The sequence below is a fragment of the Xenorhabdus sp. BG5 genome (assembly GCF_015163665.1).
Lineage (GTDB): Bacteria > Pseudomonadota > Gammaproteobacteria > Enterobacterales > Enterobacteriaceae > Xenorhabdus.
In genome coordinates, this window is the sequence record NZ_JADEUG010000045.1 from 1 (window position 1) to 20,926 (window position 20,926).

38 protein-coding genes, 1 tRNA gene and 1 pseudogene are annotated in these 20,926 nt (G+C 42.5%); 15 read left to right on the plus strand and 25 right to left on the minus strand.

Going from position 1 to position 20,926, the window contains the following annotated elements; genetic code table 11:
• Positions 1-219 precede the first annotated feature (219 nt).
• The 3 genes from sra to folD all read right to left on the minus strand — a co-directional run bounded on the left by sra (position 220) and on the right by folD (position 1,962).
• A complete protein-coding gene (gene sra / locus IQ209_RS16600) occupies positions 220-456 on the minus strand; it encodes a stationary-phase-induced ribosome-associated protein (protein WP_193852316.1) in 237 nt (78 codons plus the stop codon).
• Between the two features lie 418 nt (positions 457-874).
• Positions 875-1,087, minus strand: coding sequence for a ribosome-associated protein YbcJ (gene ybcJ, locus IQ209_RS16605; RefSeq protein WP_193852317.1), 213 nt, complete (start codon positions 1,085-1,087; stop codon positions 875-877).
• Positions 1,087-1,962: a bifunctional methylenetetrahydrofolate dehydrogenase/methenyltetrahydrofolate cyclohydrolase FolD gene (gene folD / locus IQ209_RS16610; RefSeq protein ID WP_189759615.1), complete on the minus strand. Its 876-nt coding sequence runs from the start codon at positions 1,960-1,962 to the stop codon at positions 1,087-1,089. The genes ybcJ and folD overlap by 1 nt, the downstream gene beginning before the upstream one ends.
• 190 nt (positions 1,963-2,152) lie before the next feature.
• On the opposite strand from folD, the gene IQ209_RS16615 reads away from it, so the two are divergent.
• A tRNA-Arg gene (locus IQ209_RS16615) sits at positions 2,153-2,229 on the plus strand.
• Positions 2,230-2,244: 15 nt separating this feature from the next.
• On the opposite strand, the gene IQ209_RS16620 is transcribed toward IQ209_RS16615, so the two are convergent.
• From IQ209_RS16620 to IQ209_RS16700, 19 genes are all read right to left on the minus strand, one after another.
• The gene (locus IQ209_RS16620) at positions 2,245-3,402 is read right to left on the minus strand and encodes a site-specific integrase (RefSeq protein ID WP_339378901.1); all 1,158 of its coding nucleotides are present in this window, start codon (positions 3,400-3,402) and stop codon (positions 2,245-2,247) included.
• On the minus strand, positions 3,285-3,623 hold the full coding sequence (locus IQ209_RS18815) for a helix-turn-helix domain-containing protein (protein ID WP_339378900.1): 339 nt from the start codon (positions 3,621-3,623) through the stop codon (positions 3,285-3,287). The genes IQ209_RS16620 and IQ209_RS18815 overlap by 118 nt, the downstream gene beginning before the upstream one ends.
• A 76-nt stretch (positions 3,624-3,699) precedes the next feature.
• Positions 3,700-3,885 carry a hypothetical protein gene (locus IQ209_RS16625; protein ID WP_193852319.1) on the minus strand — a complete coding sequence of 62 codons (186 nt, stop codon included), beginning with the start codon at positions 3,883-3,885 and terminating at the stop codon, positions 3,700-3,702.
• Positions 3,882-4,418: a phage N-6-adenine-methyltransferase gene (locus IQ209_RS16630; RefSeq protein ID WP_193852320.1), complete on the minus strand. Its 537-nt coding sequence runs from the start codon at positions 4,416-4,418 to the stop codon at positions 3,882-3,884. The genes IQ209_RS16625 and IQ209_RS16630 overlap by 4 nt, the downstream gene beginning before the upstream one ends.
• Positions 4,411-4,617 carry a hypothetical protein gene (locus IQ209_RS16635; RefSeq protein ID WP_193852321.1) on the minus strand — a complete coding sequence of 69 codons (207 nt, stop codon included), beginning with the start codon at positions 4,615-4,617 and terminating at the stop codon, positions 4,411-4,413. The genes IQ209_RS16630 and IQ209_RS16635 overlap by 8 nt, the downstream gene beginning before the upstream one ends.
• A gap of 12 nt (positions 4,618-4,629) precedes the next feature.
• Positions 4,630-4,965 carry a hypothetical protein gene (locus tag IQ209_RS16640; protein WP_193852322.1) on the minus strand — a complete coding sequence of 112 codons (336 nt, stop codon included), beginning with the start codon at positions 4,963-4,965 and terminating at the stop codon, positions 4,630-4,632.
• On the minus strand, positions 4,955-5,401 hold the full coding sequence (locus IQ209_RS16645; RefSeq protein WP_193852323.1) for a hypothetical protein: 447 nt from the start codon (positions 5,399-5,401) through the stop codon (positions 4,955-4,957). Before IQ209_RS16645 ends, IQ209_RS16640 begins: the two co-directional genes overlap by 11 nt.
• Positions 5,398-5,823: a zinc-finger-containing protein gene (locus IQ209_RS16650; RefSeq protein ID WP_193852324.1), complete on the minus strand. Its 426-nt coding sequence runs from the start codon at positions 5,821-5,823 to the stop codon at positions 5,398-5,400. Before IQ209_RS16650 ends, IQ209_RS16645 begins: the two co-directional genes overlap by 4 nt.
• Entirely contained in the window at positions 5,793-6,740 is a 948-nt protein-coding gene (locus IQ209_RS16655; protein ID WP_193852325.1) for a DNA cytosine methyltransferase, read from the minus strand. The genes IQ209_RS16650 and IQ209_RS16655 overlap by 31 nt, the downstream gene beginning before the upstream one ends.
• A 24-nt stretch (positions 6,741-6,764) precedes the next feature.
• Complete coding sequence (locus IQ209_RS16660) at positions 6,765-7,616, minus strand: phosphoadenosine phosphosulfate reductase family protein (protein WP_193852326.1); 852 nt, start codon at positions 7,614-7,616, stop codon at positions 6,765-6,767.
• A gap of 18 nt (positions 7,617-7,634) precedes the next feature.
• Positions 7,635-7,829, minus strand: a complete 195-nt coding sequence (locus IQ209_RS16665; RefSeq protein ID WP_193851139.1) for a hypothetical protein — start codon at positions 7,827-7,829, stop codon at positions 7,635-7,637.
• The gene (locus IQ209_RS16670) at positions 7,810-8,406 is read right to left on the minus strand and encodes a hypothetical protein (protein ID WP_193852327.1); all 597 of its coding nucleotides are present in this window, start codon (positions 8,404-8,406) and stop codon (positions 7,810-7,812) included. The genes IQ209_RS16665 and IQ209_RS16670 overlap by 20 nt, the downstream gene beginning before the upstream one ends.
• Entirely contained in the window at positions 8,403-9,224 is an 822-nt protein-coding gene (locus IQ209_RS16675; protein WP_193852328.1) for a PD-(D/E)XK nuclease-like domain-containing protein, read from the minus strand. Before IQ209_RS16675 ends, IQ209_RS16670 begins: the two co-directional genes overlap by 4 nt.
• Entirely contained in the window at positions 9,221-9,496 is a 276-nt protein-coding gene (locus IQ209_RS16680; RefSeq protein WP_193852329.1) for a hypothetical protein, read from the minus strand. Before IQ209_RS16680 ends, IQ209_RS16675 begins: the two co-directional genes overlap by 4 nt.
• The gene (locus tag IQ209_RS16685) at positions 9,493-9,765 is read right to left on the minus strand and encodes a hypothetical protein (protein ID WP_193852330.1); all 273 of its coding nucleotides are present in this window, start codon (positions 9,763-9,765) and stop codon (positions 9,493-9,495) included. The genes IQ209_RS16680 and IQ209_RS16685 overlap by 4 nt, the downstream gene beginning before the upstream one ends.
• 11 nt (positions 9,766-9,776) lie before the next feature.
• Entirely contained in the window at positions 9,777-9,905 is a 129-nt protein-coding gene (locus IQ209_RS18615; protein WP_255528810.1) for a hypothetical protein, read from the minus strand.
• A 48-nt stretch (positions 9,906-9,953) separates the two neighbouring features.
• On the minus strand, positions 9,954-10,352 hold the full coding sequence (locus IQ209_RS16690; RefSeq protein ID WP_193852331.1) for a hypothetical protein: 399 nt from the start codon (positions 10,350-10,352) through the stop codon (positions 9,954-9,956).
• A gap of 2 nt (positions 10,353-10,354) precedes the next feature.
• A complete protein-coding gene (locus tag IQ209_RS16695; RefSeq protein WP_193852332.1) occupies positions 10,355-10,558 on the minus strand; it encodes a DUF551 domain-containing protein in 204 nt (67 codons plus the stop codon).
• An 11-nt stretch (positions 10,559-10,569) separates the two neighbouring features.
• On the minus strand, positions 10,570-10,809 hold the full coding sequence (locus tag IQ209_RS16700) for a hypothetical protein (RefSeq protein WP_193852333.1): 240 nt from the start codon (positions 10,807-10,809) through the stop codon (positions 10,570-10,572).
• Between the two features lie 145 nt (positions 10,810-10,954).
• Here IQ209_RS16700 and IQ209_RS16705 point away from each other — a divergent pair, with 145 nt between their 5' ends.
• Positions 10,955-11,458, plus strand: a complete 504-nt coding sequence (locus IQ209_RS16705) for a hypothetical protein (protein WP_193852334.1) — start codon at positions 10,955-10,957, stop codon at positions 11,456-11,458.
• Here the strand turns inward: IQ209_RS16705 and IQ209_RS16710 are convergent.
• Positions 11,455-11,706 carry a hypothetical protein gene (locus IQ209_RS16710; protein WP_193852335.1) on the minus strand — a complete coding sequence of 84 codons (252 nt, stop codon included), beginning with the start codon at positions 11,704-11,706 and terminating at the stop codon, positions 11,455-11,457. The two genes, IQ209_RS16705 and IQ209_RS16710, sit on opposite strands and share 4 nt — an antisense overlap.
• 633 nt (positions 11,707-12,339) lie before the next feature.
• Positions 12,340-13,044, minus strand: a complete 705-nt coding sequence (locus IQ209_RS16715) for a LexA family transcriptional regulator (protein WP_228005940.1) — start codon at positions 13,042-13,044, stop codon at positions 12,340-12,342.
• 109 nt (positions 13,045-13,153) lie between these two features.
• On the opposite strand from IQ209_RS16715, the gene IQ209_RS16720 reads away from it, so the two are divergent.
• The 12 genes and pseudogenes from IQ209_RS16720 (at position 13,154) to IQ209_RS16775 (ending at position 19,288) form a co-directional block, all read left to right on the plus strand.
• Positions 13,154-13,378: a YdaS family helix-turn-helix protein gene (locus tag IQ209_RS16720; RefSeq protein ID WP_193852336.1), complete on the plus strand. Its 225-nt coding sequence runs from the start codon at positions 13,154-13,156 to the stop codon at positions 13,376-13,378.
• Between the two features lie 244 nt (positions 13,379-13,622).
• Positions 13,623-14,021: a hypothetical protein gene (locus IQ209_RS16725; RefSeq protein WP_193852337.1), complete on the plus strand. Its 399-nt coding sequence runs from the start codon at positions 13,623-13,625 to the stop codon at positions 14,019-14,021.
• Between the two features lie 165 nt (positions 14,022-14,186).
• Positions 14,187-15,107: a replication protein gene (locus tag IQ209_RS16730; protein WP_193852338.1), complete on the plus strand. Its 921-nt coding sequence runs from the start codon at positions 14,187-14,189 to the stop codon at positions 15,105-15,107.
• A gap of 53 nt (positions 15,108-15,160) precedes the next feature.
• Positions 15,161-15,838 (plus strand): annotated as a pseudogene (locus IQ209_RS16735) (replication protein P).
• Complete coding sequence (locus IQ209_RS16740) at positions 15,820-15,990, plus strand: hypothetical protein (RefSeq protein WP_193852348.1); 171 nt, start codon at positions 15,820-15,822, stop codon at positions 15,988-15,990. The pseudogene IQ209_RS16735 and the gene IQ209_RS16740 overlap by 19 nt, the downstream one beginning before the upstream one ends.
• Before the next feature lie 249 nt (positions 15,991-16,239).
• Positions 16,240-16,683: a hypothetical protein gene (locus tag IQ209_RS16745; RefSeq protein ID WP_193852339.1), complete on the plus strand. Its 444-nt coding sequence runs from the start codon at positions 16,240-16,242 to the stop codon at positions 16,681-16,683.
• Positions 16,680-16,889 (plus strand): hypothetical protein, encoded by a 210-nt coding sequence (locus IQ209_RS16750; RefSeq protein WP_193852340.1) that lies wholly within the window; start codon positions 16,680-16,682, stop codon positions 16,887-16,889. Before IQ209_RS16745 ends, IQ209_RS16750 begins: the two co-directional genes overlap by 4 nt.
• On the plus strand, positions 16,886-17,557 hold the full coding sequence (locus IQ209_RS16755; protein ID WP_193852341.1) for a metallophosphoesterase: 672 nt from the start codon (positions 16,886-16,888) through the stop codon (positions 17,555-17,557). Before IQ209_RS16750 ends, IQ209_RS16755 begins: the two co-directional genes overlap by 4 nt.
• 304 nt (positions 17,558-17,861) lie before the next feature.
• Positions 17,862-18,146, plus strand: coding sequence for a DUF1364 domain-containing protein (locus IQ209_RS16760; RefSeq protein WP_193852342.1), 285 nt, complete (start codon positions 17,862-17,864; stop codon positions 18,144-18,146).
• Between the two features lies 1 nt (position 18,147).
• Complete coding sequence (gene rusA, locus IQ209_RS16765; RefSeq protein WP_193852343.1) at positions 18,148-18,504, plus strand: crossover junction endodeoxyribonuclease RusA; 357 nt, start codon at positions 18,148-18,150, stop codon at positions 18,502-18,504.
• Positions 18,504-18,704 (plus strand): hypothetical protein, encoded by a 201-nt coding sequence (locus IQ209_RS16770; protein ID WP_193852344.1) that lies wholly within the window; start codon positions 18,504-18,506, stop codon positions 18,702-18,704. Before rusA ends, IQ209_RS16770 begins: the two co-directional genes overlap by 1 nt.
• Positions 18,701-19,288, plus strand: a complete 588-nt coding sequence (locus tag IQ209_RS16775) for a hypothetical protein (protein WP_228005942.1) — start codon at positions 18,701-18,703, stop codon at positions 19,286-19,288. The genes IQ209_RS16770 and IQ209_RS16775 overlap by 4 nt, the downstream gene beginning before the upstream one ends.
• Before the next feature lie 493 nt (positions 19,289-19,781).
• On the opposite strand, the gene IQ209_RS16780 is transcribed toward IQ209_RS16775, so the two are convergent.
• Positions 19,782-20,339, minus strand: coding sequence for a hypothetical protein (locus IQ209_RS16780; RefSeq protein ID WP_193852345.1), 558 nt, complete (start codon positions 20,337-20,339; stop codon positions 19,782-19,784).
• A gap of 23 nt (positions 20,340-20,362) precedes the next feature.
• On the opposite strand from IQ209_RS16780, the gene IQ209_RS16785 reads away from it, so the two are divergent.
• Complete coding sequence (locus IQ209_RS16785; RefSeq protein ID WP_193852346.1) at positions 20,363-20,692, plus strand: hypothetical protein; 330 nt, start codon at positions 20,363-20,365, stop codon at positions 20,690-20,692.
• Positions 20,693-20,926: the final 234 nt, after the last annotated feature.

Here is a 20,926-nt window from a genome sequence, read left to right on the forward strand (position 1 = left end):
GTTGAAAACATCATACGTGACCTCAACGTAGTATTTCTTATTGAGATCAGCTAGGTAGAAAAAGGTTCAAAAAAATCCCTCGATTCAATCGAGGGATTTGTGTAGAAGAGATAGCACTTAGATGGGCGGTTCAGTTTTTTAATGTCTTTGCGCTTTCATAGCGAGATTTTTTTAGTTGTAGTTCTGGTTGTATAAATGAGCGGAATAAAACCGACAAATTTATTGAGGACTACTTAAGTGCTTAGGATAGAAAGCATTTCCAGCGTGATACGTGACTTTTTCAGAAACTGCATCCCGTTTCATGGCAACGAAAGAAGAATGACTCAGATGTTCTGGTATTTGATGAGTGTTATCACTGGAAGCAGGATTAAGAAGAGAAATTTTTACTCTACGTTTAGAATTACTTAATTTATAAGGCAAACCTAACAACCTTCTTGCAGCTCTATTACTTAACATAATTAACTCCGTTTCAGTTGTACATAAGCTTCCCAGTATAGCGACTTATTAGAAAATTGATACAATTGTTTGTCAATATATCGCCAATGTCACATATTTTGCGAATAAAAACAGGTAAAACTGTAGCCAGAAAAAATGATATTTGCCAATAATGTTAATGTTATTATTGATATCATATTGTTTAATATTTATATATTACCTTGTACTGGTTTATATACTAATCTAACTTCAATATGCGTGTGATTTCTCCCCGCGAAGCGGGGAGAAATCAGGTTTCATAGAGTGTTTTAAATTGCAACTTGAAGTTTAATGTGTATATAAAATAATTAAGTTCTATTTATAAAATAAAAAGACAATACCTTAATACACAAGGTACTGTCTTTCTGAAAAGTATTAGTGGTAATGTTTACCTATTGAGTTACTCTTCAACGCGAACAGATTCGCCATTAAAGACAACAACCTTACCGGCAGTAATTTTGCAGCGTTTGCGAGTTTCGAGTTGGCTATCAACCTGTACTAAACCTTCTGCAATCACGGATTTCGCCACAGCACCACTTCCACACCATCCTTGAAATTTCAGTAAATCACATAACTCGACATAAGGGTGGCCGTCTAAATAAAAAATTTCCATCAATAACCTTCAGTTGTATCCACATCATGATATTCCTCGCAAGCTTGCAAGGTATTTTGAATCAATGTTGCAACGGTCATCGGTCCGACCCCTCCGGGGACAGGAGAGATCCAACTTGCGCGTTCAGACGCCTTATCGAAATCCACATCACCAATGACTTTGCCATTTTCTAGCCGATTGATACCAACATCAATCACAATCGCGCCTGGCTTAATCCATTCACCAGGAATAAAGTTTGGCTTACCAACAGCAACAACCAGTAAATCCGCCTGTTCAACATGCTGACGTAAGTTTTTGGTAAAGCGATGCGTTACTGTAGTTGTACAGCCTGCCAACAGCAATTCAAGGCTCATTGGGCGCCCAACGATATTAGAAGCGCCAATAATAACGGCATTTAGCCCATAGGTATTGATATTGCAGCGTTCAAGCAGAGTTACAATTCCACGGGGAGTACAAGGGCGCAGTTTAGGGGCGCGCTGGCACAAACGGCCGATATTATAAGGATGGAAACCATCCACATCCTTATCGGGATGAATGCGTTCCAGTACTTTGACATTGTCAATGCCGGCAGGTAAAGGGAGTTGAACCAAAATACCATCGATTTGCGCATCGGCGTTCAGGTCATCTATCAGGGAGAGTAATTCAGCCTCGCTGGTAGTATCAGGTAGGTCATAAGAGCGGGACATAAACCCGACTTCTTCACAGGCGCGGCGTTTACTGGCGACATAAATTTGAGAAGCCGGGTTTTCTCCCACTAAAACGACGGCAAGACCTGGTGCTCGTTTTCCGGCGGCAACACGCTGCCTGACTTTTTCTGCAACTTCGTTTCTGATTGTCTGCGCAATCGTTTTCCCATCAATAATTTTTGCTGACATGTATTTAAGATTCCACTATCAAGTATAGGAATGGGGGCTATTTTGTCAGAACATGAACTGCCTGTCAGTTTTATTAATAATCATAAAATGAACATATGGGCGAAAAGGGCATTGACTCATTCCATTATGCCCGTATAATCCGGTGCTGCGTTAAGGCATTAATAATGTTTCTTATTCTATATACCCTAATGCGCCCTTAGCTCAGCTGGATAGAGCAACGGCCTTCTAAGCCGTAGGTCACAGGTTCGAATCCTGTAGGGCGTACCATTTAAAATCAATAAGTTACGCTATTCTAAGACCCACCTGATTTTTACCTTGTGTCGTATTTGTGTCGTTATCTTCAAAAAGTGCATCAATCTTGCAGGCATGCTCGCTTAAATGGTTAGGTGCTAAGTGTGCATACCGTCTTACCATTTCGATTGATTCCCAGCCGCCCATTTCTTGCAGTGCGGAAAGTGGAGTTCCTGCTTGTATCAGCCAGCTTGCCCATGTGTGGCGCAGATCGTGAAAACGAAAATCTTCTATACCTGCTTTCTTAAGGCCAATGTTCCAGGCACTATTATCATCAACTCGCATCTTTCTTACTGGCGGAGTTAATGTTCCATCTGGGCGATGCTTGGCTTTAGTGTGAACAAATACCCATCTTGAATGTTTTCCTATTTGATCCCGTAATACCCGGCATGCGGTATCATTCAGAGCTACGCCTATCGCTTTCCCGGCTTTTGCGTTCTCTGGATTTATCCATGCCACCTTTCTTTGCATATCGACCTGCTGCCATTCCAGATCTATGATGTTAGAACGTCTAAGTCCTGTTGCTAATGCGAAGATAACAACCGGCTTTATACTCTCAGGCATACACTCTATGAGTCTTGCAGCTTCATCTTTTGTGAGCCATCTTATGCGCTTACTGACTGGTTTTTTGGTTTTGATAACAGGTGCTGACTGAATCCAGTTCCATTCATTAGCTGCTGCCCTTAACAGTGATCTGATGAATGATAAATGCTGACTTTTAGTTGCCTGACTAACCGGAATAGCCTCGTATGCAGGAGGCTTGTCTCCTTTTTTTAGTGCTGCGTCTCTTTTGCTCTCCCAAATTTGATAATGTTTACGATTCTTCATGTTTGACACGACATTGTAGATTTCATCTGCCGTTATTTTGGCGATATCCCGACCTGAAAAATGTTGTAGAAAAAACTCAATTTTCGTTTTGTCGTCATCAAGTGACCTTTTATGTTCTTTTTCCCTAATCCAGCGAATACAACATTCTTCAAATGTACGAGTCGGCAGATCGTCCAGTTGATCAACCCGCCAAGCCTCAGCCTTTAATTTGTCATACAGCTCCTGCGCTTGCTTTTTGTCCCTCGTGCCAAGAGATTTTCTAACTCTCTTTCCTGACGGTGTAAAGAAATGACAGTGCCATATTCCGTTTCTTTGGGTGATTGACATGATTTTTCTCCATTACGATCACCCTTGCTCGCTCCATGAGTTTGCATCGGGCTATTGATATAAGCAAGAACAGCGGATCTGGTCGTTCTATATCCTTTGCCAATCAGTTTTCCGCCTATAACGCCTGTCGCTATTAAATTAGCGACAGTTCTTGATGAAACTTTAAGTTCTTTAGCTGCCGTTTTTGTATCCCAAATGTCATCTTCAATATCCATTTTCTACTCCATTTATTGAGTTCAGTTGAAATCTGTAATTTTTATATGAGGCAATCCCTTGCTACCATTTTTTGTATTAGTCATCAGTGATAACGGTTGTTATTTCAGAATCAGGAAATTCAGTATCATTTAACGCATCCCGTACAATTTCGGTTACAGAATAAACTAGACGTTCATCAGATAAATTCTCATCATCATAAAAATAACAAAACTCTTTTGCTGATTGACGGGGTATCTCAATTGTTACTTTTGGTATATTCATACTATTTTCCTCAATTGTTCGTTACCGATATTAAATAAATGCTCTTTATCGACTGTGTTTATTTGTCTGCGTGGAGTAATAAACGGCCGCCAAATTAAAAACATTGACCCCTTTGTGTTACTCTTACCTTTTATATTCAGTTCCGCTGGAATAAATGAAATTCGTGCGCCCGTTATTAGTCTAACCTCATCAATCGTTTCATATGCCAATTTAAACCAGCCGACTGAGGTGTCAGATGGCACTAACATCACGATAGGCTGTAATTGTTTCTGACACTCAATAGAGGCTTTTTCTACCCATGGTCTAATATTCGAGTAGGGAGGATTGCACCAGATAGCCCCGTAACTATTCCAGTCACACTCCAGTGCATTATCTCGTTCCGTGAGATAATGTGCACACAGGGTATTCTGAGTATCGGCGGCGGCATCTAAATAAAACCCGAATTCTAAATCGAGTGCCATAAATAATGGTAGTGGAGTTTGCCATAAATCTTTTAATTCGGGCGGGGTATTACTGCCTCCAAAATCACTCATTGTTTACATTCCTCATTTTCCGCCTATCCCGCTCATAATCCTCTCCACATTCCCGACTACAGAATGCACTGCGTATTGCTGGTTCTGCCTCACACCATCGACACATGCCGTTGATACTGGTTAATGCTGGTGGTCGGTTCTGTAGAGCATGAGATATATTCAGCTCATTTAATTCATTCGCTGCGTCGATAATATCCATGTTTATTTCTCGTTATTTGCTGGGGTGACGGTAGAGGGGGAATAAATCATCATACAGACCCGGCGATAATTCGTAAGCATTACGCCATCGTTCAGCTAAACATGAATCTTTCGTAAATTCAGCGTAACCTACATCATTTGCAAATAATCCCCACGCCACAGGCTCCATATTTTCATATTCAGCGAGTTTCTTATGCAGGCTTTCTATTTCGGTGCACAGCTTTACTATATTTTCTGCATTAATTAAATAGTGACCAAAAAATATATTTGGATATTTTCCTACTAGTTCACGTTCATTTACTAACGATAGGTTAATATTTTTAGCCAACTCAATCACATCATTTCTCATTATTAATTCTCCGAAACTCAATAACCCAAACCCACGGATTAGATTCCCAGCTATTTTCGCCGTAGATTGATATCCATAGATTGGCGAATGCAGCTCGCGCAGAGGCACCCTCAGCTATCGAATCTTTTTCACTGATATCCTGCAACTGTTCAACCCTAATATTGCACAGATAAATTTCACCAATTGAGGTGCTATTCTGGTCATAAAATTTAACTAAATGACCAATATCACCATACGGACACGGAACGTCTATAAGCCCAGCCTGCCATGCCGCGTTAACCTGTTGAGATAGCGTGTAATCGTTATCCCACGCGCCCAGTTGCCGCAATTCCTGTTCTGTTACTTTTGGTTGTGGTTTAATTGGCCTGCGTGTTTGTGTTTTCCTGCCAGCCAAAATAGCGTCTATCATCTCACCGTTAAATTTGAGCAGTTTCACCTAAACCTCCTACATATATTCGCTGCCCGTTCGCACATATCAGTGTCGAACCAGCCGAAATGACATTGGCTGGGACTAATTTCTAGCTGTTTTGCTAACCAATGATAGGCCGCCGTGCGCGTCAATCTCCCTGATCTCCATATCCGTTCAAAATACTGTTTGCAGTTATTCCGCGCCGCACGAACTTCTTTATTTGCCAATGTCCCTAGTGGAATATCCGTAAATGGGTGCATCCCCACATAGGCGCGGCATGTGGTGCACATATACAACCACGGCCAATTTCCATAACTCCGGCCATATACATTTTCGTGACTGACTATTGCCACAGTTCCATTGCAGTAACGACATTCAGTGGGCGCAGGTAGTGGATCTTTGACTTTCCTGATTGCTCTTATACTTGGATTCCATGGGGTGAACTGCATGTGTCCTCCTTCATAAATAAACCTGATTTTGTTTGCATATAGCGTTTTATTTCATTTCCGATCCATTCACCCACCTGAACGCTAACCCCGTTACCAATTTGTCGATATGCATCTGTCTGACTAACGGGAAACTCAAACCAGTCAGGCACTCCCTGCAATCGGGCATATTCACGAACGGTATACGGGCGAACGCCGAGAGGGAAATTTTTATCAACAACTAGGCGAGTGCTTTTATCTTTTGCATAATGAGCAACACAGGTTGGCGCGATATCACTGTTATCAGGGTCACTGATAATTGGTAAATCCCGATATTTCCCATTCATACGGGATTCGACGGATTTAGGGATAGTTATTTCTGGGTCGCGCTCCAAAATATCTGCTAATTTTATTGGTTGATGGTTATTCGGTGGGTTGGGGATAAAATGACGTTTTGTCCCTATAATGATTAAACGGTCACGTCGTTGTGGTAGCCATATTTCAGATTTAATTGGGCAAAACACATTGATGTAATAGTCAGGCATCTTAGTCATGGCCTCCATAACTATAGGGAATGCTCTCATCCCTGGTACATTCTCAACGACATAAAATTCAGGACGGGCAATTGCCAGATGTCGCAATGCATGCAGGAATAATTCATCACCTGTGCGTACGCCATGAATATCACCGATAGTGCTGTATTTAGTGCAGGGATAGGTGAAAATCATCCCATCACAAACACCCTGTTCTGAAACTATTTCCGTGGATATATCACACTGTTTGATGTGATTGCCGATGTTTTCCCGATATGTTTTGCACGCAGCGGTATCAATTTCGAATGCCTGACCAATATTAATTCCTGCCTGGAGGAGGCCTAAATCCATTAGGCCAGCTCCGCTGAAATATGAATTCACGGTAATCAAATAATCCTCCCGCCGCATAGCAGCGTAGTGATAGGGTTGGGGTTAAAATAGGTCGAGCTGAAATATTTCGCAGGATTCAGAGCAGGAACCGGTATCAAATCGTTTAGCCGCTATCATTTCACGATAGAGGTTTTGATAATCCACATTTGAATACATCCGGGCTATTCCGTCTAATGACATGTTTCCTCTGTACATAATTTCACGCGGTGTTTTTCTATGATTATCTCGGACATGTTTTCCTGTAATGCAGGTCTGCTCGAACACCGTTTTCATTCCCGGTTCATCCTGGCAGGCCAGCCCAACTTTTTTGCTGCTCTTTTTAATACAGAACACGCAATTACCTAAATGCTCCGGTATTGATAAATCAAAGGGTTGAGCCTGCCACCAATCTAAAATATCCTGTTTGTCAAACTCCGAAATATCCGCCAAATAACTCACTGAATCTTTGCTGGTTAATCTCCGTGGCTCGTCTGCTCGAATGCCAATCCATGTGTGGTAATTATCGCGCCCGAAATGGTCATTGCAGTAATCCCGAAATGGCCTCAGTTTCAGGCGGTCAGTGCAGAACGCCCCTCCGATATATGGCGTTCCGTATTTTTTCACCATATCCGTGAATGGTGTTAATACTGGCATTCGAGTTTGAATATCGCTCGGTTCCCAGACTATATAACCATTCGACGCGCCCAGTTGGGGATTAATATCAGCCTGTAAAACAACTAACGGAATATCCCAGAATTTGACGACCTCCCTGACAAATTTGTAGGTGGCTGGGTGCTCCGCTCCGGTATCCATAAACACATAGCGGACATCCTCACCCTGCTGGCGGCGCTGCTCCATCAAATAGACGAGGTATGCAGATGTCCTGCCGCCAGAGAATGAGACGACATTTATCATTGTTATATCCTAGGTGGGTTACAGGGTTCTATCTGGATTGCCGAGCACGGTCACTCGGTGTTGGAAGTCGGTAGGTTTTTGTTTGCCTTCCTCGCGTCTCTCTTTTGCGTCGAGTTTATGGCATTCAACGCACATTTTGTTTTTCACATATCGTAGAGTGTGTCCCAACTGGCACGGGTTGCCAGAATAATATTTACTCGGTTCCGCGGTCATGGGCTGGCGTCTCCAATTCTGATTTTCTGATGTTATAGACTTCGGTCATTTTTTCTTTATGCTCAGGATAGTTAGCTAACGCTTTTTCAGCCCACTGATAGGCAGTTTTTAACTCAGCAGGATTCATTTCATTGGCTTGGGCAGTAAACCGAGTCAATATCTCTTGTGGATCTTTGGGTTTTGCATGATTCACTTCCAGTTTCTTAACCCTGTGCTCAGCGCGTTTCCCTTTGGAAACCGATAACATCAGGGAAAAATCTGATTCAACGTCACTCATTGCATAGACTTTAATGCCGCCCACCTTAACACCTCCAAACTTCACATCAGGATCACCATACAATGTAAGTGACTTGCCTACCCACGAATGACCATCTGTACCCCAGCCGCCAATTAGAACGCGCCGCATGGATTTAGAAGGCTTGTAAGGGCGACCGTCATAACCGACTAGATCAATAAAAACAGGTTGGTCTTTTGTGCCTTCCCGAACCGATTTAATGACGGCGGTAATACGGGTTGTCTGGACATCTTCAAAGTTCAACTGATCGGACTTTGGAATAATGGTGTTGGCTAAATTCATAGATAAACCTCATCGACATATTCTTCATCGAATAGATAAGCAGGCACGTTAATTTCACTGGATGGCAACACAATACCCTCCGTGCGCAGTGATTCGTCTTCCATGCAGGCTTTGAGTTTGTGCAGGGATTCAAACATTGTTTTGTAACCCAGTTCCAGCGAGTCCTCCCCGATGTAGTACATGCAGTTGCTGTAAGGGGGATTGTTTTGTAACGCGAAGAAGCAGAACTGGTTGAGTTCTCTGCCCGTGACCAGTTTCAGGACATATAGGTAAAATGCGGCTTGTACGTGATAATGTAACTTGCCGAATTGCTGACTGAATTTGCGCTCAGTGGCATCACGACAGCTTTTTATATCCAATGGATAAGGGGCGCTTTCTGATAATCTGTCGAACCGACACTTCAAGTTAAGCCCAGTTTCCGGGCAGGTGGCGAACATAGAGACTTCTGAGTGCCCCCGGTCACTCAGGTAATCCATGAAATCGTCATTCATTCGGGCAGATTTAACCATCTCTGTTACGGTTTCGACTTCACCATTGACCAGGATCTTTTCAGCCGCCGTATGTTGCAAAAGCGCCTTATATTCTGCGGATGCTCTGGTTTTAATATCAGGCTGTAGAATGAAGTCGCTTTCGAATTTATCCGGCTCAAGCAGCGCGGTATGAATTGCCGTACCGAGATGGGATGATTTATTACCTTTGAATGGGTTGAAGTATAAGTTAGCCGGGCTGACACTGATGGCTTTGACGCTGCTTGAACCTATCGCCTCATCCTTGTGGTAATCTTCGTTAGAAATATCGTAATAGATACCGGGTGTCATGCTGCCTCCCGTCTTTTTATCTCCAATAAACTTAGGTCGTACAAACAGTCATTGAGCTTATCAAGCGCATCACTGTTCTTATCAAGCAGAACGCCGAAAAGCTCAATCATTTTGGGGGATAAAACACCTTCGGGATCTTCTGGCAAGCTGCTATACAGGTCATGAGCTTTATCTCCTTGCTCTTCTTCCAGCATCTCCTGATACGCAGCCTCCTCTCTGTCCCGCTCGTATTTTGCCTCCTGAGCACCATAGGGGTTGTAGTTGAATCTCATGCGGCCTCCCGATGTAATTGCCTGTCCAATTCAATTGCAATTTTGCGCCCCATCCCTGATTTGATAATTGCCTCAACTAAACTCACCTCATCACAGTTATTCACGAGGTGAGTGATTATTTCGCTAGGGTCTGGATCGGAGCGTTTAGCAAATTCAGAAAATGGGATATCAAATTTCATATCACCTAAATCGTGATAGTTGTAATAGATACGTCCGTTGAAGGTACGCTCTTCTTTTAGAACATAGGTGAAACTGATTGATGGTGTCATATCGACCTCCGTTAAACCGGAATAAATACGAATGATGAGATAATGAGTAGTGCAATTCGGCGCTTCCATGCGCGCCGGTTCCTGATTGCCTGTGGTTGTGTTGGCACGACTGCCATAGCATCGTGAATGTTAATACGCACGTAAAAATCCCTCGCTAGTGAAAACGATTAATGATTTTCGAGTTTGAATTATTTAGAGGTCAGAGCAATAAGAGCTTTAGCGTGTAGTATGGCGGATTCGCGGCCTATGTGGATTAGTCCGCTGGATAATCTAGCCATATCAAACGTACTCTTTCCCCAGAGATGTGGAACTGCGTCAGGTGTACCGAAACTGATATCAAGACAGTAATATGCAGTGCCGTTTTTCAGCGGTTCCCTCACTGGCTCAGGAACGTCGATATCCCCGATTTTGATAGTGCGGGGTTTTAATCTAAAAGAGGTGTTGTGATGAAATGCAATGGCAAAGGTGGAATCTAACCAATCATTCCCATCTGCAAATCTGTACTGGAAATGCTCCCACGGCCTATCCGTCTCCTGCGCTAATTTCGCGTATTGGGTAATTAAATCGGCGTGTATATGTTTAGGCATTGTTATTTTCCTTTAGGTGGCTCTGGTAATGGCATCCAATGAGTTATACATTTAATATCAAATAAGTCATCATCAGGATGAGAATAGAAATAGTTGTCATCTGTAAAATAACCAGAACGAACAGCGCTAAACTCATCTTGAAAAATAACAAACAAAATTTCTGTATATTCTTCCGGTAAATCATCACTACATTTAATCCACTCCATAAACCCTCCTGTTAATCCAGCGCTTCGAATGTTATTTCTTCTAAATCATCCCAATGTTGAATATCATTGCCATAACCGCCAAAATTATATTTATCGGCCAGTTCAGCTATTTTTCTATCAATTTCTCTATTTGGGAGGTCGGAATCAATAATCTGTCCATATTTTTCATAATCAGCCTTATCCATTTCGACATATTTAGCAAAATAAACGCGAGATTCTGCTGTAATTTCTACTTTTATTTTCTCACTCATTATTATTTCCCCTCAGAATTAATATTGTTTATTTGATGAGATGGTTGCCTGCTTTTAGCCACATCAGGCGAGGTGGTTTTGCTACTCCCCAGCAACAAAATCATTTATGATTCAATCACCCCAGCAAACAAAAAAGGAACAATAAGTGGCTGAACTATCAGAGAGACAAGATATGATTATCCGTACAATGAATGACAGAGAATATTTAATGACTCCGATAAGCGCTGAAAAATTTCAGTTTCTTATTGATGAGCTTGGTGAAGAAAAATTAGCGAAGGATATAAATTACCTTCAATCTATTGGATTGGTTCAATTAGGTGCCGTTGGAATTGGCGCTACCGATGATGAGCCTTATTCATTTAATCTTAACAAGATGGCTTTGACTGCTGCTGGTGTTGATTATGCCAACATGGACACCATCGGAAATAAAGTAAATGTTGTGACTATCAAGATACACAAAAATACCCTTGAGCAAATTGAAGCCATTATCTCATCTGCTAATTTACCTGAGTCAGAAAAGAAAACCCTTTTGCAATTAGTGAAAGAAAAAGGTGCTGAATCCGTTGTTGGTAAGTGTGTTGATACACTATTTGCTAACGCAGGTGTTGCAACGCAAGTTCTTTCTGAACTGGCAAAAAGTGCATTCTAGACTCTCGCAGTAACCCCGCCCGACGCCAGTCTACGGCGGGAGTTGGTTTTGGTTGAAACTCGCTCTTTTGTCGGAGCGCCATTGACTACCGTAATGAAACTGGTTAATGCGTTAACAGTGTCGCGTTCCTGTTTGGATACGCGCTGCTTGGGTTCACGGTTAGACCAGAAGTTGTTTTGTTCTTTCTTCCGTTCTTGAGCAAAGAAACTATCAAGCATATTTTCCAACCAATAATCTTTCTCGTTCATAGAAAATCCCCTGTAATTGGCTTTGGCTTTGGCTTTGGCTTTGGCTTTGAGCTATGGCGATCCACACCTCAAAGCCAACTGCACTTTGAACCACACTCTCGCAGTGGTCGCGCTCATGCCCTTGAGTTACTGTCGCTCTATGCCGCTAATAACCGGTGCAAGTTTGGCGTTCTTGCTGCTTTACCGTAATGGCTCTATTTGGCCTGCGGTCTATCCGCTTTGGTTTACATAAATTCTCCTTGGTTGATAACACGACATAACATCATAACGAGTACGCCTTTACGGGCTGGTTGTCTCGCCCGATTGCCTGAATGATTACCCGATGATCTGAGTAACTACTCGGCGCTATTTCGATTCGCTAGGGCTCGTTAGTTGCCTGTCGGTTTTGGGTTCGGATTGTTAAAGAGCATGTTGCTTATCTTTCGGCTGTTTGCCTTTGATGGATTTAATATACCTATGGGTAATCTGATTGTAAATACCCATAGGTAAACAAAATGCGCGAAAAAGTTTACCTTATTGAATTTTAAGGTAAATTTTTTTCAATTTTGTTTTTAAAATGTGATGGGAATCAATGATTGGTTGATATTTTAGAAGAACGCAGGTGTGAAGGCCGCATAATGCGGCCTATAGTGATTAGCAGTGGAATTTGTATGCGCGTGATTGGCTGACCAAAACCTTTCCTTGGATAAACAGATCACTGACCGATTCTTCATCCAAGTACCAAGTTTCGTATTTTTTGTTGTCTGAAATAATTGCTAGTTTTTTATACTGCAACTGTAATCTTTTTATATACAATTGATTACCCAGCACAAAAATGTATATACCATCGCCATCAAAACAATTTACTGAAATATCGACAAATATTTGATCTCTGGTTTCAAACGTGCCAGACATCGAATCTCCGTTTACAGCAATCATTCTTACATGGTCAGATGGTCTACCGCCAAACAATGACCTCGCTTCCTTGCAGGTATACTCAATGGAGCGTATAGTTTCAATGAATTCATCTCTAACCATAATGCCTCTCCCCGCACTTGCTTGCACATCAAATACTTCAACTTTGTAGTATTGGGAGTTGCGTTTAGGTTCTATTTTTGCATCTATGCCAATAACTCCATCCATCCAGCCTTGGGGGAGATCAAGTGCCTTTTGGATGGCTTGTACCATTTTATCGCCAATTCGCTTATGCCCGGCTTTATTCGGTGGGTACAGCATGCGGGAAACATAAGATTTATCTTTTCCTATGGCACGAGAAAACTCTTCTTGCGTCTCATAGCCCGACACAAGCTCTAGGAGCTTCATTCTTCTGGTTTCGTATAAATCAATTTCTATAGTCATAGCCACATAATCCACCAAAAATACCTACTGGTAAATTGCCCGTAGGTATTTACAATCTGGTTACCTATGGGTATATTAATGCTGAATAAAGGTAAATAAAGGACAATCCATGGACAAGCTCAGGATGTTTTTGAACGCATTAACAGCAGAGGATCGAGAAATCTTTGCTGCTAAATGCAAAACGACGGTTGGTTATTTACGCAATGCAATTTCCTCAAGAAAGAAGCTTGGAGCCAGCCTGTGTGTATTGATTGAACGACATAGCAATGGTCACGTGACTCGCAAAGATTTACACCCTGACTGGGTGAAAACATGGCCAGAACTAGCAGCATAGTATTAACGCTCTTTAACAATTTGCCCTCACGACAGGCTGCTGGTGTGACCCTAGCAAACTGAAATCGCGCCAAGTAGTTACTCAGATTATCGGGTAATCATTCAGGCAATCGGGGATTTTCACCCCGTAAAGGCTAATCATCATGATGCCAGTTCGTGTTTATTAACCATCATCTATCTCAGGATGGTTAATCTGTCTATTCATTTTTTAAATAAACAAAATTTAACTATGGATAATTTAACCTATGGAACACGCAAACACACGCAATACACGCAATGCGAGTAAAAAATTTATAAGCAACCATTTACTTGCCTCGGTATTGCAGCCAGTTAGAGATGTCACCCAGCAAGTTATTGCGGACAAATTAGGCGTTGCTGGTTCAACCATCACCCGAAGAATGGATCACTTGCCTCACCTTACTGAAATCATGGCACATGCCGGAATAACAGATATTGTAAGGGACGGCGAGAGAAAAATTAGCGAGGAAGAATATCGATACTGGATCAATCGAATGATGCAAGTTTCTACTCGAAATCTGGAGCTGCATTTTAACGGTGAGGTGAAGATATCTTACGAGGAATATCGATACTTGCTTAAGCAGCAGATTGAGTTATCAGAAATCAAACTCAGGGATGTTATATGAAAAAGCCTCAACTATTAGCGGTAGCTGAGGCCAGTAAACAACTCATGGAATGAATCAATTTACAAGGTAATTATACATGAAAAATAAATTTAATGATAGGGAGGTCGCATGAATACAGCGGAGGTTTTTGATTTCAATGCGGCTAGAAAACGTAGGAGCAACAGGATGGAGAACCAGAAATCTGGGTTCATCCCGTTGTATCGGAGCATAAGAAATAAACCGTGGGCTAAAGACGTATTTCTCAGAACCTTGTGGGATAATTTGCTTATGGGCGCAGCCAGACGGCCGAATACTACAGTCAATTTCAAAGGCAAGGCGTGGCTTTTACAACCCGGTCAATTGGCTGTAACAGCGGCTGATCTGGGGCTGTCTCTGTGTGACCGCAACGGGAAGCCAACCAGTCGTGATGCAGTAGAACGGATGCTCGCATTTTTTGTTAAAGAGGGAATGATTTCAATTCAGGGGGAGAAGCGAAAAGGTCGCGTGATCACCATCACAAATTACAGTGATTACGCTCAAAATTCGCACGATTTACCCGCACATAACGCCGCACATACAGGCGCACATGGCGAACCAAGTAATAATGCGGCCTCAGAGTATACCCCCGCACATGAAGGCGCACATAACCCCGCACATCATGAACAAGAATATATATCTAATAATAAATTATTAGATGATCGTTCGAGAAAATCTAAATCGTCTGGCAAGGTTAATTCTGATGCTGCTGTTAGTTCACCCAAAGGCGATAAGTGGGGAACTGCCGAAGACCTGACCGCTGCTGAGTGGATTTTCAGGAAAGTTAAAACCGTTCGTCCAAACGCTAAAGAGCCTAATTGGGCTGCATGGGCGAATGATATCCGCCTGATGAGACAATTGGATAACCATACTCACGCCGATATTTGCCACTTGTTCAAATGGGCGAACAAGGATTCGTTCTGGTACTGCAACATCTTGTCCCCCGCCAAGTTACGGGAAAAGTGGGATACGCTCGAAGAGCAAAGTACACAGGCAAACCGGAGGAAAACCACCTCAGAATCAGCTGGAAACTGGAATAACCGTGAAGAATGGGAGGAGGAATTTATATGAGTACTAACCTTGCCAGAGTTATTCAGGATCGAGACGGGGCTGCATTGGCAAAGATGGCTGGAACGGGGAAATCACCGGATAAAGTCGTCAACGATGAAGCCGAAAAACTGGTCGATGTACTGTTCAAAAACCTTAAGCAAGTCTTCCCCGCCGCTGTATCCACAACGTTTCGAGATCCCAGTGATGAAGTTGCCGCTAAGCGTCAGTGGATCGCTGCATTCGCTGAAAATAGCATTCGCACCAAAGAACAACTGTCTGCGGGAATGCGTCAGGCGCGAGCCAGTGCATCACCGTTCTGGCCGTCCCCTGGTCAATTTATCCAGTGGTGCAAACAGGGGAGTATCCAGAATGCAGGGTTACCAGATGAATCAGAGTTGTATGACATAGTGATGACCTATTGTGCTCGTAGAGGTTTACACAGCTAACCAGAGAGTTACCCGTGGCCATCTCATGCGTGCTACTGGATGGTAACAAAACTTTATTCCCAAATGAGGAGTTTCAACCTGAGCGAGTCAGAGTTACGCAAACGGTGCAGGCAGGAAATAATCAGTATGTCACGCCGGATGGAGGCAGGGGAGCAGATACCAGAACCGAGAGTGCAGATACCGAAGCTACATGTTCCCACTGATAATTACACAGCATTGGAGAATATTAAACATCTCAAGAAAATGCTGGCAAAAGACATCAAAGACGTGCATATGGAGCCGAGCACGTGGTGCGGGAAATTGTGAAATTATCCAAACAACGGGATGAGCTGAGAGCGGCGTGTGACGCGTTGTTACGAGAAGAGAAAAATACCAAAGTGCGATTACGGGGCGCAAAAACACAATTGCAGTTTTTGGAAAACGATATCAGGAAAATTCAGGAACCAGAGGGCAAATAACGATGGCAAGAACAGCGATTGAACGAGCTAATAATGCTGCGAAACACAATTACTCATGGTCGGAATCATGCCGGGTTCACATCTGTGCTAAATGTGGAACCGCTGAACATCGTTCAGGTTGGTATTGGTGGGCTGGTTACAAATCAAAATTAGAGCCGCCATGTGCATACAATCCACAAATTGATAGCGCAGAAATGCGGAACTGGTGTGCAGAAAATGCAACTCATGAGGGGTTATAACGGAGGCTAGATGGATAATTTCTGCCTACATGAATCAACCAAAAAATTATTTTACGACAACCTGAAACAACTACTCGCCACTCACCAAAAACTCAGTATCTCAGTCAATCCCTACAAGCCCAAACGCAGCCTCTCTCAGAATAACCTTTCCCACAAATGGTATGACGAAATCAGCAAATACCTGATTAAGTCTGGCCGTACTTGGATGACACCGGAAAAGGTTAAGCATGATTTGAAAGCAACCTATTTGGGCTTTAAGGAAGTCGAGTACACCGATTTTGTAACTGGCGAAATATATACAAAAGAGGAATTACGGAAAACATCGGAACTGGACACAGGCGACATGTACTACTACATGAGCCGAATAGAAGCATGGTGTGCTCAGTTCGGACTGGCTCTGACAATTCCGCATGACAGCGAGTACATGAAACTGAAACGGGAGCAGGAACAGTGAAATATCCAGAAATTGATAACTCCATTAGTTTCAGGCGGCTAAGGATTTTTATTGGCGGTCTGGCTATCGCGCTCGCTGGATTAGTAGGCGGTAAGAAATCCGTCGATTGGGCACATAAAGTCATTGTTTATGGTGAAGAGTTTTACTGTCTGGAAAAGCGAGGCATGACAGTTAGACGTTGGATGAAACGGAGGCAGGAGCAGTGAACGAAATCAGAAACGGGAATTACCTGAAAATCGATGGGGATCAATATCAGCGTATTTTTGTCGTTGGCGACCTGCACGGATGCTATCAGTTATTGATGGATAAGTTACAACAGATTGATTTTGATTATGAACATGATTTGTTGATATCGGTGGGTGACCTGATTGACAGGGGGGATCGAAACGTTGAATGCCTCGACCTAATAACCCAGCCGTGGTTCAGGTCTGTTCGGGGTAATCATGAACAGATGGCAATTAATGCTGTGTTACACAACAGGCACCGTGACACGTGGTTTTACAACGGCGGTCAGTGGTTTCTGTACCTGGATTATGAACAGGAAATATTAGCAAAATCATTGTTGGCAATGGCGGAAAAACTCCCCTTGATTATCGAGGTGAACACGGGACACAAAACAATCGTTATTGCTCATGCTGACTATCCAGACGATGAATATAAGTTCGGACAACCTCTGGTCTGGGAATACGTCATCTGGAATAGAAATCGGTTCTGCGATGCTATTGAAAGTGGTATAGGCATGAAAATTAAAGGTGCTGACCTATTTATATTTGGTCATTCGCCAGCCCCGAAACCAGAAAAACATTGGAATCAACTCTATATCGATACTGGCGCAGTATTTGGACATAGCCTGCATCTGGAGCAAATTAAATGAAATACCTCATATTCATAGGTAGTTGGATAGCACTCATGCTGATTATGGGATTGGTGTTAGGGGGATAAACTGGTGGATAACGAAAAACAAATTCAGCCACGGTATCAGCCATATCTAGATGCTGTTGATTTGGTTATGAACAATAAAAAGAGTTTTCGGCGGTGGGCTGTAATAAAACATGCATTCAGATATTTGATATGGGTGATTTTCAGGCATCAAAGATCCGTTGATTATGTTGGATGTGTTTTCTATCTGGGTTGCTCTCACGCCATGATTAAACTCGATGAGATTAGAAAGGAAAGAAATGATAAACCTACGCAAAGAGGCTAAAGGCCGAGAATGTCAGGTCAGGATTCCGGGCATCTGCAATGGCAATAGCGAAACGGTGGTGTTGGCGCATTATCGGATGGCGGGTATTTGTGGTATAGGAATGAAACCGCCTGATTTATTGGGCGCGTGGGCATGTTCAGCGTGTCACGACGAAATAGATCGAAGAACAGCACTAACCGAACTTGATTATGCGCATCTGGCGCATTTAGAGGGTGTAATCAGGACACAGGCAATATTGCTATCGGAGGGTAAGATTTGACGTGAAAACTTACAATCTAAAATTGCCGTGGCCGCCATCGAATAACACCTACTGGCGACATACCGCACGCAGCCATTACATCTCAGAAAAAGGCACTAAATACCGACAGAAAATCATAGAAATTATCAAGCAGCAAAACCTCAACATCAACACCACAGCCCGCATCAAAATCTTAATTACAGCCAATCCCCCAGACAGACGACAGAGAGACCTCGATAACCTGCCTAAAGCAGTTTTCGACTCGCTGACACATGCCAATTTCTGGGCTGATGATAACCAGATTGATGATATGCGGATCACGCGGGGTGAACGGATTGCAGGAGGCTGTTTAGATGTTCAGATATGGGAGCTGGAGTAATGACATTCACAGACCTACCCGCAGTCATTGAAGAGGCGCGATATCGATGTAGTGAGACAGGCAGGCCATTTACTGTTGTTCAGCGGAACACCGGAGATATGAAGGTTTTAGCTGAGCAATGGGTTATGCGAAAACAAATGCGGGTGATGTATTCAACACGTCACGACAGAGTTCACACAGTATTGCCGGGGGTGAAATGAAAAAGGGAAGTTTTAGGGAATTAGCCTATTTTCGGTCTGAGAATCAACTCCGTCAGAAATGGTGTAAAGGAGTGGAAAAAATAACACCATCTGATCGTACATGGACGCGATATATGCTGATGTTATGGGGAGCAGCTAATCAGGGTGATGATTTGCCAAGTGGTGGAAATATCAATGTCATTGGTCGCTTAATGGTACGTAATGATTGGGATGATGGAACGACTGCCGCAATCAAACTAGTGATGACCAATTATGCGAAATTAGGCTACACCGGAAAAGAGTTATTAGAGAAAGTGAAAGAAGTCATCATGCCTAATAAATCAACACTCGGCGCACTTCGCCTCGCCAAAGAAAAAGATGACGCCGAATTTGTTGAGAAATGTATGACGGAAATATTCACAATCGATAACCCAATTCGCGATGTAGTTATTAAACGATACAAGGACTGCAAAAGCTCGCAAAACATTTTAGAAGACCTTTCTCGGAAAACAGGCATTGATCTTGATTCGGCGAAAAGACGAGTCAGATGGGCGAATAAAGCTGCTGAGGATATGCTTTATTCCATTATGTCGGTAAGAAATTAGAAATATTTTCTATTTAAAAATAAAAAAGTAGAAAATTATTTGACAAATACGCCTAAAAACTATATGTTTTGTGTTATGCTCGGGAGGTAAAACCGAAAGCAGGGTAACAAGAGAAACCGAGGCGGCGCTTGTTACTGAACCGTCTAGTTCGTCAAGCGAAAGATTTTCGTCTACTCGAACCACTCCGGCTGAGAGGTCGGAATAAATTTATAAGCCTCGCACTCGCCTGTCTTTTAGTCGCATCTCAAATTATGAGTAAATGACCGTAATTTGATAAATATACTCAACTGATTTTAAAGAAAATATTTCCCAACGCTATCTCGAGAAGTTTAAAGTAATTCATATAAAAAACAGTTAGATACAAAGTTGTGTATAAGAGACAGGCAAGAGTCGGGTGTTTAGATAATTATTCTCAGGCTGCGCATGGCGTGGCCTTTTGTTTTGTCTCTAGCCACCTTGATACGGTACATCATGGTGGCTAACAGTTAAGTGGTTAATTTTCTACTGGCGGGGAAACACGTCTAATTAGCGAAAAATAAGCAATAACCAGTTTCATTTGTTTAGGGATTGCTGGATCTTGAAATTTAAATGCGAATGGCTTTGCATTTTCTGAACCATAGAATTCTATACCTTCTTCTTCTAAATTCAGCCCTGCTTGATAATCGGGAATGCTCTTGATTAGATTAGTAATAGTTGTTAACTGTTTATCAGGGATATCAGATTGTAACAGCTTATGCGCAAACTGATTCCTTATTTGGTTGAGTTGCTCAAATGCGTCATATGCTTGACGTGGAAGCCCTAACCTCTGTGCGAGTCTGGATTTATGCTCAAATGACATTCTAAATTTAACATTCTCGGTATTGTCGGGTTTTTCGGCAAATAGATCTTCAATACCTAAGTGAGCACAAATGTAGGCTTCTAAGAAACTTTCACATGTTAAATGCAATGTTAAAACTGTCACTAATGGCGTGCTGTTCTCACATATTGTCATTATTGATTGGTATGTATCATCATTTTGTGCAAAAAGCCGTTTAAATATAGCTATATTCATAGAGAGTCCTCATGGGAGAATGTATGGAACTACATCATAATAAGATTATTATTCACGACAGCGCTGGCACGCCAAAAGTGATAATGGGTGATCTTTCATGCGTTCCTTCCAAGTCAAATCAGATATTGGATATTAGCGCAGAAAAACAGAACGTTAATACTTCTGCCACTAATGAATGTCCAATAGGTAGAGAATGGTCACACCACGATGGACCTATTATTGAAATTTGGGACTCTTTAACGCCTGAGCAGCAGCAAGCTATAAAACAAGTTATTACACACTACCAAGATGAAATCTTTTCACTCGAATGCCAGCTGGCAGAAGGTGACTGGTATTACGGTCATTCCGACTAGTTCAAATCCCGATACCGTAAATCCGGTAACGGAACAAATCCAAGGCTGCGCGTGGCGTGGCCTTTTTTATTTATGCCACCGCAATCACTCACAGAACCTCAGTATCGCTATTGCGGCTGGCAGCCTATTAACTCACTAGAGAGGTGAATGATGGAATTATCCTTTGAAGTTGGTATGCCAACAACAGCGACTAGCTTTATGTTTGCTGATTGTAGTAGTGGTATCGAAAATGGC